We start from the raw sequence: 15,572 nt of genomic DNA on the forward strand, positions 1-15,572 counted from the left end.
GCTGAGTTAAATTTGTTCGATTGGATTGTTCCAATCGTGTTTTGAAGAGTGATTTATAGAAGTGAGTTCGAGTTAAATGAAAACTCCCGTTGTTGATTTGTGGCTATGCTCTCTGAGTAACTTGAATGACCAGCCAGACAATGTATCTCAGCTCAAAAAGAGACTGACAACCGATGAGATTGCCAAAGTTGAGCGTTATCGAATGCCCTCATCTCAGATTCAAGCTTTGTATGTACGAAATTATCTGAGAAAGGTGCTGTCTAGCTATTCTGATTTGATGCCTGAAGCGTGGCGCTTTGAATATGGTGAGAAAGGGAAGCCAAGATTAATTGAGAAACAACAAATAGAAACCGGCCTGAATTTCAATATCAGTCATAGCAAAGAACATTTGTTAATCGCAGTTTGCCAGAGAGAAGGTAAGCAAGTTCAGCTAGGTGTTGATATTGAACATGCCAGAAGCTCGACCAATATTGACTCGATCATGAAGCACTACTTTTCAGATACGGAATTGACGGATTTACTTGAGCTCAGCAAAGAAGAACAAAGAGAGCGTTTTTTCGATCTTTGGGCGCTGAAGGAGTCGTATATCAAAGCGACAGGTAAAGGGCTAGCCACATCATTGCGAAGCTTTTCGTTCGATTTCTCCAATCTGACGGAGCAAACACTGTCACTTCACACTTCGGATTTTCAACCAAACTTGCAGGATGAAATTAGATTGCATGGTGAAATCAGCATATACAGTGGAGTTGGGTTGGATGTTACTGAGCAAACCGATAGTTCTACAAGTTGGCAATGTTGCTTAGGGCGGCTGGATGAACAGTATCGCTTTGCGGTTACGCTTGGTGGAAATTTGCTACCGATGAAGATAGAGATGAGAACCTTTTCATCGTCTCATCTCTTTTAAGCGAGTTTGGTGAGACGAAGTTAGCTCGTTTCGCCAAGCATCGCTTTTAAGACTTCAGCAGGCACGGGTTGTAGTTGCTTGTCTTTGTCTAGGCAAACCATTTCGATATCACCAATCACCGCGGGTTTGGTTGCATCTTTACGCCACACTTCCTGTCGCCATAGCGTTTTGTATTTGCCATCAAGTTCAAAAGAGGTTCGGATGTCGCAGATCTCAGCGAACTCAACCCCATCTTGAAAAGTCATGTTGGCTTTATATACCGCAAAACCTACTCCATGTTCATTCCACAATGTTGCCAGTTTATCGCTACCCAATACATGTTCGCGTGCACGCTCAAAGTACTTTAGAAAGTTAGGGTGATAAACCACACCTGAGTGATCGGTATCTTCATAGTAAATTTGTACTGGGTGATGGTAGATCTGGCTCATTGATATCAACTCTTATTAAGTAGCATTGAAGTAAATCTGACTAAGTTGTGCAGCACTCTACAGGATAGGTAGAAATTACTTCAAGGCATCTTCGACTATTGAGCTTTTGGTCAGACCTCATTCAGCCTTATTCATTACTAATACGTTGGTCAGCTTCCACCCATTTACAAATATTCTATGTGTCATTTTCCACCCATTAATTTTTGCGGCGAGTTGATGACTACTGCAGGCCGATATCATGAAGCCTTACGGTTAAAGGGTTGTTAATGGTTTGTGTCAATGTGGCGCGCTAATTGCCTTAGTGAAAGCACGCAGTTCCCATTGAAGGGCTGCTTTGTTTACTAAGGAGAATAATAATGTTTAAGCCTCTTACCCTGCTGTCTGTATCTGCTCTGGCGCTCACAAGTTTTAATGCTGCTGCAAACTGTGACCCAGGTGAAATCGTGATTAAATTCAGTCATGTAACCAATACCGACAAGCACCCGAAAGGCATTGCCGCTTCTTTACTGGAAGAGCGAGTAAACACGGAAATGAATGGCAAAGCTTGTATGCAAGTTTTCCCTAACTCAACACTCTACGATGATAATAAAGTATTGGAAGCCCTATTAAATGGTGATGTTCAAATGGCGGCACCATCGCTGTCTAAATTTGAGAAGTTCACTAAGAAATACCGCATTTTTGACCTTCCTTTCCTATTTGAAGACGTAGAAGCTGTTGACCGTTTCCAAAACTCAGAGTCTGGCGAAAAGCTGAAGAACGCGATGAAGCGTCGTGGCCTGCAAGGTCTAGCGTTTTGGCACAATGGCATGAAACAGATGTCAGCAAACAAACCTCTTATCAATCCTGAAGACGCGGAAGGTTTGAAATTCCGTGTTCAAGCATCAGACGTATTGGTTGCTCAGTTTGAACAACTGGGTGCTAACCCACAGAAGATGTCTTTCAAAGAAGTATACGGTGGCCTACAAACTAAGGTTATCGATGGCCAAGAGAACACATGGTCAAACATCTACGGTAAGAAGTTCTTTGAAGTACAAGACGGCGTCACAGAAACTAACCACGGTATCCTTGATTACCTTGTAGTAACGTCGAACGACTTCTGGAAAGACCTACCTGAAGATGTACGTACGCAACTTGGCACAATCGTTCAAGAAGTGTCTGAGACTCGTAACGCAGAATCTTCAAAAGTTAACCTAGCGAACAAAAACAACATCATCGAAGCGGGTGGTGAGGTTCGTACGCTTACGCCTGAACAGCGTGAAGCATGGGTAACTGCGCTTCAACCAGTATGGAAGAAGTTTGAAAAAGACATCGGTTCAGATCTTATTGATGCAGCGTTAGCTTCAAACCAATAACACCGCTAAGGGAGTGGCGTGCATTTCGCCACTCCTTATTAAAATAACTATAAGCGGAGTCAATTATGGATAATCCTCAAATGGAACAACCAAATTCTAGCGAATCAGCACTGGAAACCTCTCTTTTTTCCAAAGTCGGAAGAGTTACGGATGTGATTGAAGAGTCATTAATCGCATTTTTCCTTGGCGCAATGACGCTACTTACTTTTGCCAATGTGGTGTTTCGATACGCATTCAACGATAACATCTTATGGGCACTGGAACTGACCGTGTTCATGTTCGCTTGGATGGTGTTAGTAGGTGCATCTTATGGCGTCAAAAAGCACTTCCACATTGGCGTTGATGTGATCATTAACCTTGCCCCAGAAAAGCTACGTAAAGTGTATGCGTTAATCGCCGTTACAAGTTGCCTAGCATTCTCAATTCTACTTCTTATTGGTTCTTGGAATTACTGGTACCCGTTCGCGACTGAGCGCGCTTGGTATGAAACCGATGATATTCCAATGCCAGAGATGCTTCAGTTTCTTGCCGACTGGCTAAATGAAGGCGAGCGATACGAGAAATTGCCACGTTTTATTCCTTACATGGCACTGCCGATTGGTATGGCAATGCTGACGTTCCGATTCATCCAAATCGCTTATCAAGTGGCGACGGGCAAACTTGACCGCATGATTGCAGGCCATGAAGCCGAAGAAGAGCTGGATGCATTAAAAGCTGATGTTTTAGCGGGTTCTGATGAAGACGCGACAGCGGTATTGGATTCGACTAAGCAAAACAAGGCGAATGAGTCGGGTACAAAATCTAACGGTAAGGAAGACTAATCATGGCAATGTTATTTCTATTTTTAATGGTAATTGCTTTCATGTTGGTCGGTGTGCCAATTGCGATTTCCCTCGGTTTATCAAGCGTCATATTCTTATTGATGCATTCAGATGCTTCTTTGGCATCCGTTGCACAAACGCTGTTTAATGCATTTGCAGGCCACTACACACTCTTAGCGATTCCTTTCTTTATCTTGGCCTCTAGCTTTATGTCTACTGGTGGCGTGGCGAAACGTATTATCCGTTTTGCTATCGCAATGGTGGGTTGGTTCCGCGGCGGTTTAGCAATGGCATCGGTTGTGGCGTGTATGATGTTCGCTGCACTATCAGGTTCTTCACCGGCTACGGTTGTGGCAATCGGTAGTATTGTTATCGCGGGCATGATCAAAAACGGCTACACAAAAGAGTTCGCGGCAGGGGTTATCTGTAACGCGGGTACGCTGGGTATCTTGATTCCACCATCCATCGTTATGGTAGTTTACGCGGCGGCGACAGATGTCTCTGTTGGTCGTATGTTCCTTGGTGGTGTGATTCCTGGCCTGTTGGCGGGTGTGATGTTGATGATTGCTATCTACATTGCAGCACGTATTAAGAAGATTCCTGCACAGCCATTTGTGGGCTGGGGTGAGATGTTCGCAGCCGCCAAGGATGCGAGCTGGGGCTTGTTGCTGATTGTTATCATTTTAGGTGGTATCTACGGCGGTATCTTTACTCCGACAGAAGCGGCGGCTGTTGCAGCGGTTTACGCGTTCTTCATTGCCAACTTTATCTACAAAGATATGGGGCCGTTTGCGGACAAGAAAAATACAAAGCCTGCTTTGGTGAAAGTGTTCCAAACGTTTTTCCATAAAGACACCAAAGACACGCTTTACGATGCAGGCAAGCTGACCATCATGCTGCTGTTTATCATTGCCAATGCTCTGATTCTTAAACATGTACTGACAGAAGAACGTATTCCTCAGATGATCACGGAATCGATGTTGTCTGCAGGTTTAGGTCCAATCACCTTCTTGATTGTGGTGAACGTTCTACTCTTGATTGGTGGGCAGTTCATGGAGCCATCAGGTTTGCTGATCATCGTTGCTCCGTTGGTTTTCCCAATTGCAATTGCATTGGGCATAGACCCAATTCACCTTGGTATCATGATGGTGGTGAATATGGAGATAGGGATGATAACACCGCCTGTGGGGCTCAACTTGTTTGTGACCGCAGGGGTCGCGAAGATGTCGATGATGAATGTGGTAAAAGCCGCACTGCCATGGGTTGGCGTGATGTTCTTATTCTTGATTATCGTAACTTACGTGCCTTGGGTATCAACATGGTTACCAACCACCTTGATGGGGCCGGAGATCATAACCAAATAGCGGTTTGTTCTATGTGATTAGAATTGAAAAAGGTTTATTGGAATAAAAAATGAGGAGGTCACTAGACCTCCTCATCTATGTTTCTACCGCGATTCGAATGAGGATTAATCTGCTCATACAGCGCTCGCTTCGCTTCTAATTCTGGTGTGTTTAAGTCGACATGCTGATCGGTGTAGTAGATACCGTCTATCTCAAACGTATCAGTAATCGATGGTACTTTCGTTTTCTCACCCATATCTATTTCCTTATCCTATTTATTGCATAACATCCTGTTATCAAAATAAGTATAGGTGATCTTGCTCCCAAATCTAATCTAGTTTTGTTCTACCTTATAAGACTCTTTCGTGAGCTGGTGTTTTTGCATCTTGTCGTAGAGTGTTTTTCGGGGAAGTTGTAGCCTTTCCATTGTCTCTTTTATGCTGCCGTTACACTCAATAAGTGCTTGCTTTAACGTGTTTTTTTCAAAATCACAGACCAGCTCGGTGAGTGACATTTCATGGCTGGAGTCGGTGCTGTTTTCTGACATATGAGAAAGCTTACCTAACAACACAAAACGTTCTGCAGTATTACGTAATTCACGTACATTTCCCGGCCAATCATGGGCTAGAAGCTCATGTAGCTGTTTTTGTGGAAGCGCAGGGGCTGTTTTCCCATAGCGAGCCGCAGCCACAAGTAAGAAGTGGTGAAATAGTGCAGGGATGTCTTCTTGGCGGCTTCTTAACGGCGGTAAATCCAAGGTAACAACATTGAGTCGGTAATAGAGGTCTTGTCGAAAAGTCCCTTCTTCAGCAGCTTTCTTTAGATCGATTTTGGTGGCGGCAATCACTCGAATATCGAGAGGCACCAAGCTATTGGATCCAACTCTCTCAATCACGCGTTCCTGTAATACACGCAGTAGGCGAATTTGTGCCTGCATTGGCATGGATTCAATTTCATCTAAGAATAGGGTTCCGCCTTGAGCAAATTCAAATTTACCGACACGTTTGCTTTCTGCGCCAGTAAACGCGCCTTTTTCATGTCCATACAGTTCGCTTTCAATCAGGTTCTCTGGAACCGCACCGCAATTGACGGCGACAAAGTTTTGTTCTCGTCGGCTGCTTTGTTCATGCAGGGAACGTGCGACCAACTCTTTGCCTGTGCCAGTTTCACCAAAGAGTAAAATGTCAGCGTTAGTGTCTGCCACATGAGTGATGATAGAACGTAGCTCAGTCATGGATTGTGTGTCACCAATGATTCTTGGTCCAAGTGCTTTACTGGCCTTGAGCGAGCGCTTTAATTCAAGGTTCTCAAGGGTGAGTTGACGTTTATCTATCGCACGTTTGGTTGTTTCAATTAAGCGCTCATTGGCGAACGGCTTTTCAATGAAATCATAGGCACCGTCTTGGATGGCTTGTACTGCCATGGAGATGTCACCGTGGCCTGTGATCATAATGACGGGAAGTTCTTTATCTTTGTGCATCAGGGTATTGAGTAGATCATGCCCTGATATACCTGGCAAGCAAATGTCAGTGATGATGACATGGGGAAGACCATCCGCTTGGATAGCGAGCAAGGCGGATTCTGCATCGGGAAAGAATTCAGCATCGATATCAGCAAGCTCAAAGCTTTGCTCGATGGCCATTCTTAAATCGGATTCATCATCAATGAAATAGACGTGACACATAGTTATTCCTTTAATCTTTTATTTTTATTATTGGTGAAGGTGTACTGGTTTGCTTAGCGACTAATCTGATTCTTTTGTCGGAACGATAGGTAACTCGATACTAAATCGAGCACCACCTTGGGGGCTGGTACCTGTAATAAGCTTTCCGTTAATTCCGCTGATTATTTGTTGAGAAATCGACAGGCCTAACCCAAGCCCATTCTTCTTCGTGGTATGGAAAGGTTCGAAAAAATCACCGTTCGAAGGTGAGGAAAATCCCGGGCCATTGTCATCGATATGAATAAGCAGTGTACTCGTTGTGTCTGTGCTTGGTGGTCGTATCTCCAACAAGATGGACAATTGTTTGTCGTCTTGTTGATCCATTGCTTGAATAGCATTGGTCAGCAAGTTAATAACGACTTGTTCCAGTTGAATAGCATTGGCGACCACACGAACATCAAAAACATCGGGTAACTCATTAATTTTGACCCTCTCGCTCTTGAGTTGAGGCTTCATCAGTTCTTTTGAGGAATGAAGAACCGGTAAAATTTGCAACGTGTGTAGCTCTTCCGCGGTCGATTTCTTAGCAAAAGAGCGAAGTTGGTGACTGATTTTAGCCATTCGATCGGTGAGTGCTGAGATCCGCGATAAGTTGTCATCAACACGGTCGGTCTTTTCTTTGGCGAGAAAAAGTCGGCCATTGTCTGCATAACTGCGAATAGCCGCTAACGGGTTGTTCAGCTCATGACTGATGCTCGCTGACATCTGACCCAGAACGGCCAATTTTGCGGCTTGTATGAGTTCATCTTGGGTTTGTCTGAGTACGCGCTCTGTTTCGATACGTTGCTTGATCTCTATATGAAGCTCAGAGGTTCTTTCGAGCACTTGAAATTCAAGTTTCTGGTTCGCTTCAGACTGCAATCTGTCGATCTGCGCACGCCTTTGTTGACGATGTGTGTTGAGTTGTATCGCAATATAAATAATGGCGAACACTAAGCTCAGCACCACGAGGTAGGCGATCAAATCCCACCAGACTAAGTGAGTTGGAGAGAACACTCTGACGGTTAATCTAGGGTCGGACAGGAAGCGTGAAGAGGTAAAGAACTGTTCCTTTACCAATGGATGAGATGACTTAATGCTGCTGGTGGCGCTTTCTAAATCGCCGGAGAAATGGAGGCTCTCGATATTGGTATCTAGATATTGTTGGCTTTCTCTAATACGAGAGCGTTGCTCTTCGCCCAAAGGTTGAAGGCTTTTGAACAGCCATTCAGGATTACTCGACATGAAAACAATTTGGTCTTTATCGTCAGCAACAAAAAAGCTCTGCTTACCCTTCCAACTGGCTTCAATCAGCGATAAATCCATCTTTACGACAATAACGCCAATAATTTCAGCGGCATAGGATACAGGGTAGGAATAGTAATAGCCGCGTTTCCCTGAGGTCGAACCTAACGCAAAGTATTGGTTTTCATGACCAAGAATGGCTTGTTGGAAATAGGGGCGAAAAGCAAAGTTACGTCCAACAAAAGAGCGCTGTTGATTCCAATTACTGGCCGCAATCGTGGTGCCGATGCTGTCGAGTAAATACGTGTCTGATGCTTGAATGACAGTGTTTACATGGCGTAGATAGCGGTTGGTGAGTTCAATTTGCGCAGAGTTACTGGGTGAATGCAGGGCATCAATCAACTCTTTGTCTTTTGATAATAGCTCTGGAATGTGTGCGAATTTGTCGAGTTGGCTTGAAATATGGACCGAAAAGCGGTCGAGTTTGGATTGATGATCATTTAACAAACTTTGATGGCTGGTGTTCCATACCCAGTGGCCACCGATAATCATCAACAAGCTATAAGTGATCAACAATAAAACAGGCACTCTTAAAGCTTGAAACATGGTGGATCTCCGCTAAATCTGGGCAAAATCAACAAGCCTGCATTATCCGGTTAAGACCGTAAACAATAGCTATTTTTACGGAAATTTAAGAGTTAGCAGCTCAGAATAGGTTAAGGCCTTGTAACGGAGATTGTTGAAAAAGTTATCGACTCTGAGGGGTAAAACAAGAGCAAGATCTCTTTTTAAGGTTTTTAGCAAAAAAAGCCCTCCATTCCCTTGAAAAAGTCGCTATTGTCCCCATTTCTGATGTGCTAAGTGATGATTTGATCGTTTTTGTATCATTTAGTTGGACGAATTTAGAGCATTCATCATCAAGCAGAGGTGAACGGCTCGACAGAGATTAAACAGATCGCTAGAATGTCGCGTCTAAAATTTCTGTCCTGAGGCTAATCGGAGATACCTTTCTTGTTTCTGAAAACAAGCTTTATTGCGTTTTAATCGACGCGTGAAGAACGAAGATATCGCTGATTAGTCTGGTGTTTGGTTGAATAATCAATTCAGACATCAATGCTCGATTTTAAATTAGGTGTTCGGATAGAGCACTACACAAGAATGAAGCTAACAACGTCGGCTTTGAATAAAAGCTAAGTTACGGCTCATATGCTCAGATTACTGAGCCAGTTTTGAGGTTTATATAATGCAAGTTACTGTTGAAACGCTAGAAGGCCTAGAGCGCCGTCTTAATATTACTGTTCCTGCTGCTAACATCGAAGATGCAGTTACAGCTGAACTACGCAACATCGCGAAAAACCGTCGTTTCGATGGTTTCCGTAAAGGCAAAGTGCCAATGAAGATGGTTGCTAAAATGTACGGCCAAGCAGTACGTCAAGACGTGATGGGCGAAGTAATGCAACGTCACTTCATCGAAGCGATCGTTAAAGAGAAAATCAACCCAGCTGGCGCACCTACTTTCGCACCAGTTGAAAACAACGCAGGCGCTGACCTAGTATTCAACGCAACTTTTGAAGTTTACCCAGAAGTTGAGCTGAAAGGTCTAGAAAACATCACTGTTGAGAAACCAGCAGTAGAAGTTAAAGAAGCTGACGTTGAAGAGATGATCGAAACTCTACGTAAGCAACAAGCAACTTGGACTGAAGTTGAAACTGCAGCTGACGCTGGTTCTCGTGCAACTATCGACTTCGTTGGTTCTATCGACGGTGAAGAGTTTGAAGGCGGCAAAGCTGAGAACTTCCCACTAGAGATGGGTGCTGGTCGCATGATCCCTGGTTTTGAAGACGGTATCGTTGGTAAAACAACAGGTATGGAATTTGAAATCGAAGTAAACTTCCCAGAAGATTACCACGCAGAAAACCTAAAAGGTAAAGCTGCTAAGTTCGCAATCAAGATCAACAAAGTTGAAGCTCGTGAACTTCCAGAACTAAACGAAGAATTCGTTTCTAAGTTTGGCGCTGCTGACGGTGTTGAAGGTCTTAAAGCTGAAGTTCGTAAGAACATGGAGCGTGAGCTTAAGCAAGCTGTTAAGAACCGCATCAAAGAGCAAGCAATCGACGGTCTAGTTAACGAAAACAACATCGACGTACCTTCTGCTCTTATCGATCAAGAGATCGGTGTTCTTCGTCAACAAGCTGCTCAACGTTTTGGTGGCAACACTGAAGCTGCTGACCAACTTCCACGTGAGCTGTTCGAAGAGCAAGCTAAACGTCGCGTAGTTGTAGGTCTTCTTCTTGGTGAAGTAATCAAGACTGAAGAACTAAAAGCTGACGACGAAAAAGTTAAAGCTATCATCCAAGAGATGGCTACAGCATACGAAGATCCAACTGAAGTTATTGCTTACTACGAGCAAAACGAGCAAATGATGAACAACATGCGCAATGTTGCTTTAGAAGAGCAAGCTATTGATGCAATCATCGCTAAAGCTCAAGTTTCTGATAAAGAAGTTAGCTTCAACGAGCTAATGAATCAGCAACCTGCTTAATATAGTAATATCTGACGTAGAAGGTTGACGTACGGTCAACAATTCTGCTAACAATGGTCCGTATGATTTAATCATTCGGGCCATTTATTTTAGGGACATAAGAATATGAGCTACCAAGAAAAAAACACAATGCCATCGATTATGGACGCACTAGTTCCTATGGTGGTTGAACAGACTTCCCGTGGTGAACGTTCTTACGATATTTATTCTCGTCTATTAAAAGAACGTATCATTTTCTTAACAGGTCAAGTGGAAGACCACATGGCAAATCTTGTCGTGGCTCAACTGCTTTTCTTGGAATCAGAAAACCCAGACAAAGATATCTATCTTTACATCAACTCACCTGGCGGTAGCGTAACAGCGGGCATGTCTATCTACGACACAATGCAGTTCATCAAGCCAAACGTGAGCACAGTATGTATGGGTCAAGCTTGCTCTATGGGTGCATTCTTACTAGCGGGTGGTACTCCAGGTAAGCGTCACGTGCTTCCAAACTCACGTGTAATGATTCACCAGCCACTTGGCGGCTTCCAAGGCCAAGCGTCTGATATTCAAATTCACGCGCAAGAGATCCTAACGATCAAGCAAAAGCTAAACAAACTATTGGCAGAGCATACAGGTCAGCCTCTAGAAGTTGTTGAGCGTGATACAGATCGTGACAATTTCATGTCTGCTGATCAAGCAGTAGAATACGGCTTAGTGGATTCAGTTCTTAATCACCGCGGTCAATAATTGCACGGCAATTGTTTAACGCAAAGTGATTCAAATTGATATACACTCAAGCATAGAAAGTAAAGGCTAAGAGGTTAGCGAATGACAGATAAAAGCAAAGAGGGTGGTAGCGGTAAACTGCTTTACTGCTCTTTCTGTGGCAAAAGCCAACACGAAGTTCGCAAGTTAATCGCAGGTCCTTCTGTTTACATTTGTGATGAATGTGTCGATCTTTGTAACGACATTATTCGTGAAGAAATTAAAGATGTTCTTCCTAAGAAAGAATCGGAATCGCTGCCAACGCCGCGTGAGATTCGTGAGCATCTTGACGACTATGTAATCGGTCAAGAATACGCGAAAAAAGTGCTAGCAGTTGCGGTATACAACCACTACAAACGTTTACGTAATGGTGACACGACAGCTGAAGGCGTAGAGCTAGGTAAGAGTAACATTCTTCTTATCGGTCCAACTGGTAGTGGTAAAACGCTACTGGCTGAAACACTGGCTCGTTTCCTAGACGTTCCATTCACAATGGCAGATGCAACAACACTAACCGAAGCTGGTTACGTGGGCGAAGATGTTGAAAACATCATCCAGAAGTTGCTTCAGAAATGTGATTATGACGTAGCGAAAGCGGAACGTGGCATTGTTTACATCGATGAAATCGACAAGATTTCTCGTAAAGCTGAAAACCCATCAATCACGCGTGACGTGTCTGGTGAAGGTGTACAGCAAGCTCTGCTAAAACTTGTTGAAGGTACAGTTGCTTCAGTTCCACCTCAAGGTGGTCGTAAGCATCCACAGCAAGAGTTTTTGCAAGTGGACACGTCTAAAATCCTATTTATTTGTGGCGGAGCATTCTCTGGCCTAGATAAAGTGATTGAACAACGTGTAGAAAAAGGTTCGAGCATTGGTTTTGGCGCAGAAGTGCGTTCAAAAGATGAAGCGAAAACTGTGGGTGAATTGTTCACTCAAGTTGAACCTGAAGATCTGGTGAAGTACGGCCTAATTCCGGAATTCATTGGTCGTCTACCCGTGACAACGACATTGACAGAACTTGACGAAGAAGCTCTAGTTCAAATTCTTTGTGAACCGAAGAATGCGCTTACTAAGCAGTACGCAGCATTGTTTGAAATCGAAGATACTGAATTAGAATTCCGCGAAGATGCTCTACGTGCGATTGCGAAGAAAGCAATGGAACGTAAAACGGGTGCTCGTGGTCTGCGTTCTATCTTGGAGGGTGTTCTACTAGAAACTATGTACGAACTGCCATCTTCGACAGATGTAAGCAAGGTTGTGATTGATGAGTCGGTAATTAATGGTGAGTCAGAACCACTGTTGATTTACAGCAACTCAGATAACCAAGCCGCGGTTGCAGAGTAGGTCTTTTTTAGACAAGTCACTCAAATTGAAAAAGGAGGTAAGCAATTACCTCCTTTTTTTTATTCTTCCATTGAATCCAGTCGTTTAAGCCCCATATACTGCTTTATAAGTTAAAGCGGAAGAGAGAAATATATGAACTTGGAACGTTCCGAGCGTATCGAAATCCCCGTGCTACCTCTACGTGATGTAGTGGTTTACCCACACATGGTTATTCCATTGTTTGTCGGTCGTGAAAAATCGATTACTTGCCTTGAATCGGCAATGGAAGCTAACAAACAAGTACTACTTGTAGCGCAGAAAGAAGCGGACACTGATGAGCCTTCAATCGAAGACCTATTTAATGTAGGTACCGTTGCTACCATTCTTCAGTTACTTAAGCTCCCTGACGGTACTGTAAAAGTACTTGTTGAAGGTCAGCAGCGTGCAAAAATTCACCAATTTAAAGAAAGTGAATTTTTCCTAGCGGATGCCGAATACGTTGTAACCTCAGAACTTGACGAAAAAGAACAAGAAGTGGTTGTTCGCAGCGCGATCAATCAATTCGAAGGCTTTATTAAGCTAAACAAAAAAATCCCACCAGAAGTTCTAACGTCTCTGAACGGTATTGATGAGGCAGCACGCCTAGCCGATACGATTGCAGCGCACATGCCACTTAAGTTGGTAGATAAGCAGCACGTTCTAGAAATTGCAGATGTGACTGAACGTCTGGAATTCTTAATGGGCCAAATGGAGTCAGAAATTGACATCCTGCAAGTTGAAAAACGCATTCGTGGCCGCGTTAAGAAGCAGATGGAGAAATCTCAGCGCGAGTACTACCTGAATGAGCAAATGAAAGCGATTCAGAAAGAACTGGGCGAGATGGATGACGCACCTGATGAATTCGAGACTCTGAAGAAGAAGATCGAAGATTCAAAAATGCCTCAAGAAGCTCGTGAAAAAACTGAGCAAGAACTGCAAAAACTGAAAATGATGTCGCCAATGTCTGCTGAAGCAACAGTAGTACGTAGCTACATTGATTGGATGGTTGGTGTTCCTTGGGCTAAGCGTTCAAAAGTTAAGAAGAATTTAGCGAAAGCGGAAGAGGTCTTGAATGAAGACCACTACGGCTTAGAGCGTGTTAAAGAACGTATCCTTGAATACTTGGCAGTACAAAACCGAATTAACAAGCTAAAAGGTCCAATCCTTTGTCTTGTTGGTCCTCCTGGTGTAGGTAAGACCTCACTAGGTCGCTCGATTGCCGCTGCAACGGGTCGTAAATACACTCGTATGGCTCTAGGTGGCGTACGTGACGAAGCGGAAATTCGCGGTCACCGTCGTACTTATATCGGTTCACTTCCGGGTAAACTGATCCAGAAGATGTCTAAAGTTGGCGTTAAGAACCCACTGTTCCTATTAGATGAAATCGATAAGATGTCGTCTGATATGCGTGGCGACCCATCTTCAGCGCTTCTAGAAGTGCTAGATCCAGAGCAAAACGTTGCATTCAACGATCACTACTTAGAAGTCGATTACGATCTGTCAGATGTGATGTTTGTTGCAACGTCTAACTCAATGGACATTCCTGGCCCGCTACTGGACCGTATGGAAGTGATTCGTCTGTCGGGTTACACAGAAGACGAAAAGCTGAATATTGCCAAGAGCCACTTATTGGACAAGCAAGTTCAACGTAATGGTCTTAAGCCTCACGAGATTAATATCGAAGATTCAGCAATTGTCGGCATTATTCGTTATTACACGCGTGAAGCGGGTGTGCGTAACTTAGAGCGTGAAATCTCTAAGATCTGTCGTAAAGCAGTTAAGAACATCCTGCTAGATAGCAATCTTAAGTCTGTAACGGTTAACATTGATAACCTGAAAGAGTACTTGGGTGTTCAACGTCATGACTTCGGCAAGGCGGATGAGAGCAACCGTATCGGTCAAGTGACTGGTTTAGCGTGGACTCAAGTTGGCGGTGATCTGCTGACTATCGAAACTGAATCAATGCCAGGCAAAGGTAAGCTAACGCAAACCGGTTCTCTTGGCGATGTGATGAAAGAATCGATTCAAGCGGCAATGACTGTGGTTCGTTCTCGTGCGGAAAATTTGGGTATTAATTCAGATTTCTACGAGAAGCGTGATATTCACGTTCACGTACCTGAAGGTGCAACACCAAAAGATGGCCCAAGTGCGGGTATCGCAATGTGTACTGCACTTGTTTCTAGCTTAACGGGTAACCCTGTGAAAGCGGAAGTGGGTATGACTGGTGAAATTACCCTACGTGGTGAAGTTTTACCTATCGGTGGCTTGAAAGAAAAACTGCTTGCTGCACACCGTGGTGGCATCAAAACGGTCTTGATTCCAAAAGACAATGAGCGTGATTTGGAAGAGATTCCAGACAATGTTATTGCTGACTTACAAGTGATCCCAGTCCAGTGGATTGATGAAGTACTTAAAGTCGCGCTAGAACGAGATCCGTCAGGGGTCGAGTTTGACGTGAAAAAATAGTGATGCGTAGCAAAAACTAGTAAAGAATTACGCTGATAGGCCCGAAAAGGCTTGTCAGCGTTTTTTTTGGACGCTAAGTTATTCCACTAAAGCGGCAATCCCTTTTGTAATAAGGCTTGCGGCTAAATTAAAACCAAAATGGAACGTACAGTCATCGAGAAGTAGTCACAGATGACACATAGGGGAAAAACAGTGAATAAAACACAACTAGTAGAATCAATCGCAGAAAACGCAGACATCTCTAAAGCTTCAGCTGGCCGCGCTCTAGACGCTTTCATCGAAGCAGTTGGCACAACGCTACAATCAGGTGACCAAGTGGCACTTGTAGGCTTTGGTACTTTCAGTGTTCGTACTCGTGCTGCTCGTACAGGTCGTAACCCAAAAACTGGTGAAGAGATCCAAATCGCAGAAGCTAAAGTACCTGGCTTCAAAGCGGGTAAAGCACTTAAAGACGCATGTAACTAATTTTCACTGCTGAAACCTCGAGTTTTAAGAGGGGAAGGCAGTAAAATGCGTTTACTGTTTGAAAAATGATGTTTCATTCTTAGACAGTATGTGTGCAAAGCACATTGAACTTATTTAAATTATGCGCATCCTACTGATGCGCATTTCTTTTTCTGATAATATCGCGTGAATAGATTTTTATTTTGAAGCCAA

13 protein-coding genes and 1 pseudogene are annotated in these 15,572 nt (G+C 43.7%); 10 read left to right on the forward strand and 4 right to left on the reverse strand.

Annotated elements, in window-relative coordinates; all coding sequences use genetic code 11:
• Positions 1 to 76: 76 nt before the first annotated feature.
• Positions 77 to 904, forward strand: coding sequence for a 4'-phosphopantetheinyl transferase family protein (locus QWZ07_RS10000; RefSeq protein WP_192853216.1), 828 nt, complete (start codon positions 77 to 79; stop codon positions 902 to 904).
• Positions 905 to 924: 20 nt separating this feature from the next.
• Here the strand turns inward: QWZ07_RS10000 and QWZ07_RS10005 are convergent, their stop codons facing one another.
• Complete coding sequence (locus tag QWZ07_RS10005) at positions 925 to 1,332, reverse strand: thioesterase family protein (protein WP_192853217.1); 408 nt, start codon at positions 1,330 to 1,332, stop codon at positions 925 to 927.
• 356 nt (positions 1,333 to 1,688) lie between these two features.
• Between QWZ07_RS10005 and QWZ07_RS10010 the strand changes: the two genes are divergently transcribed.
• From QWZ07_RS10010 to QWZ07_RS10020, 3 genes are all read left to right on the forward strand, one after another.
• Positions 1,689 to 2,684, forward strand: coding sequence for a TRAP transporter substrate-binding protein (locus QWZ07_RS10010; protein WP_012604509.1), 996 nt, complete (start codon positions 1,689 to 1,691; stop codon positions 2,682 to 2,684).
• Between the two features lie 65 nt (positions 2,685 to 2,749).
• Positions 2,750 to 3,505, forward strand: coding sequence for a TRAP transporter small permease (locus QWZ07_RS10015; protein ID WP_076671185.1), 756 nt, complete (start codon positions 2,750 to 2,752; stop codon positions 3,503 to 3,505).
• Positions 3,506 to 3,507: 2 nt separating this feature from the next.
• Positions 3,508 to 4,869 (forward strand): TRAP transporter large permease, encoded by a 1,362-nt coding sequence (locus QWZ07_RS10020; RefSeq protein ID WP_004736074.1) that lies wholly within the window; start codon positions 3,508 to 3,510, stop codon positions 4,867 to 4,869.
• Between the two features lie 61 nt (positions 4,870 to 4,930).
• Here the strand turns inward: QWZ07_RS10020 and QWZ07_RS10025 are convergent, their stop codons facing one another.
• The 3 genes from QWZ07_RS10025 to QWZ07_RS10035 all read right to left on the reverse strand — a co-directional run bounded on the left by QWZ07_RS10025 (position 4,931) and on the right by QWZ07_RS10035 (position 8,401).
• Positions 4,931 to 5,104 (reverse strand): hypothetical protein, encoded by a 174-nt coding sequence (locus QWZ07_RS10025; protein ID WP_017110090.1) that lies wholly within the window; start codon positions 5,102 to 5,104, stop codon positions 4,931 to 4,933.
• 78 nt (positions 5,105 to 5,182) lie between these two features.
• The gene (locus QWZ07_RS10030; protein ID WP_192853218.1) at positions 5,183 to 6,532 is read right to left on the reverse strand and encodes a sigma-54-dependent transcriptional regulator; all 1,350 of its coding nucleotides are present in this window, start codon (positions 6,530 to 6,532) and stop codon (positions 5,183 to 5,185) included.
• 60 nt (positions 6,533 to 6,592) lie between these two features.
• Positions 6,593 to 8,401, reverse strand: a complete 1,809-nt coding sequence (locus QWZ07_RS10035; protein ID WP_192853219.1) for a sensor histidine kinase — start codon at positions 8,399 to 8,401, stop codon at positions 6,593 to 6,595.
• 161 nt (positions 8,402 to 8,562) lie between these two features.
• Between QWZ07_RS10035 and QWZ07_RS26395 the strand changes: the two are divergent.
• The 6 genes and pseudogenes from QWZ07_RS26395 to QWZ07_RS10060 all read left to right on the forward strand — a co-directional run.
• Positions 8,563 to 8,745 (forward strand): annotated as a pseudogene (locus tag QWZ07_RS26395) (hypothetical protein); the annotation flags it as partial.
• 293 nt (positions 8,746 to 9,038) lie between these two features.
• On the forward strand, positions 9,039 to 10,337 hold the full coding sequence (tig, locus tag QWZ07_RS10040) for a trigger factor (protein ID WP_017110087.1): 1,299 nt from the start codon (positions 9,039 to 9,041) through the stop codon (positions 10,335 to 10,337).
• A gap of 105 nt (positions 10,338 to 10,442) precedes the next feature.
• Positions 10,443 to 11,069, forward strand: a complete 627-nt coding sequence (gene clpP, locus QWZ07_RS10045) for an ATP-dependent Clp endopeptidase proteolytic subunit ClpP (protein WP_004736080.1) — start codon at positions 10,443 to 10,445, stop codon at positions 11,067 to 11,069.
• An 81-nt stretch (positions 11,070 to 11,150) separates the two neighbouring features.
• The gene (gene clpX, locus QWZ07_RS10050) at positions 11,151 to 12,431 is read left to right on the forward strand and encodes an ATP-dependent protease ATP-binding subunit ClpX (RefSeq protein WP_017110086.1); all 1,281 of its coding nucleotides are present in this window, start codon (positions 11,151 to 11,153) and stop codon (positions 12,429 to 12,431) included.
• 132 nt (positions 12,432 to 12,563) lie between these two features.
• The gene (lon, locus tag QWZ07_RS10055; protein ID WP_192853220.1) at positions 12,564 to 14,915 is read left to right on the forward strand and encodes an endopeptidase La; all 2,352 of its coding nucleotides are present in this window, start codon (positions 12,564 to 12,566) and stop codon (positions 14,913 to 14,915) included.
• A gap of 171 nt (positions 14,916 to 15,086) precedes the next feature.
• Entirely contained in the window at positions 15,087 to 15,380 is a 294-nt protein-coding gene (locus tag QWZ07_RS10060) for an HU family DNA-binding protein (protein ID WP_012604504.1), read from the forward strand.
• Positions 15,381 to 15,572 lie beyond the last annotated feature (192 nt).

The sequence above is a fragment of the Vibrio lentus genome (assembly GCF_030409755.1).
GTDB lineage: Bacteria > Pseudomonadota > Gammaproteobacteria > Enterobacterales > Vibrionaceae > Vibrio > Vibrio lentus.

Bases quoted from the DNA above. Each gene is read 5' to 3' on its own strand.
- QWZ07_RS10005 (WP_192853217.1), bottom strand. From the start codon at position 1,332: ATGAGCCAGATCTACCATCACCCAGTACAAATTTACTATGAAGATACC.
- QWZ07_RS10010 (WP_012604509.1), top strand. From the start codon at position 1,689: ATGTTTAAGCCTCTTACCCTGCTGTCTGTATCTGCTCTGGCGCTCACA.
- QWZ07_RS10025 (WP_017110090.1), bottom strand. From the start codon at position 5,104: ATGGGTGAGAAAACGAAAGTACCATCGATTACTGATACGTTTGAGATA.
- QWZ07_RS10060 (WP_012604504.1), top strand. From the start codon at position 15,087: ATGACACATAGGGGAAAAACAGTGAATAAAACACAACTAGTAGAATCA.
- QWZ07_RS10020 (WP_004736074.1), top strand. From the start codon at position 3,508: ATGGCAATGTTATTTCTATTTTTAATGGTAATTGCTTTCATGTTGGTC.
- tig (WP_017110087.1), top strand. From the start codon at position 9,039: ATGCAAGTTACTGTTGAAACGCTAGAAGGCCTAGAGCGCCGTCTTAAT.
- QWZ07_RS10035 (WP_192853219.1), bottom strand. From the start codon at position 8,401: ATGTTTCAAGCTTTAAGAGTGCCTGTTTTATTGTTGATCACTTATAGC.
- clpP (WP_004736080.1), top strand. From the start codon at position 10,443: ATGAGCTACCAAGAAAAAAACACAATGCCATCGATTATGGACGCACTA.
- QWZ07_RS10030 (WP_192853218.1), bottom strand. From the start codon at position 6,532: ATGTGTCACGTCTATTTCATTGATGATGAATCCGATTTAAGAATGGCC.
- clpX (WP_017110086.1), top strand. From the start codon at position 11,151: ATGACAGATAAAAGCAAAGAGGGTGGTAGCGGTAAACTGCTTTACTGC.
- QWZ07_RS10000 (WP_192853216.1), top strand. From the start codon at position 77: ATGAAAACTCCCGTTGTTGATTTGTGGCTATGCTCTCTGAGTAACTTG.
- lon (WP_192853220.1), top strand. From the start codon at position 12,564: ATGAACTTGGAACGTTCCGAGCGTATCGAAATCCCCGTGCTACCTCTA.
- QWZ07_RS10015 (WP_076671185.1), top strand. From the start codon at position 2,750: ATGGATAATCCTCAAATGGAACAACCAAATTCTAGCGAATCAGCACTG.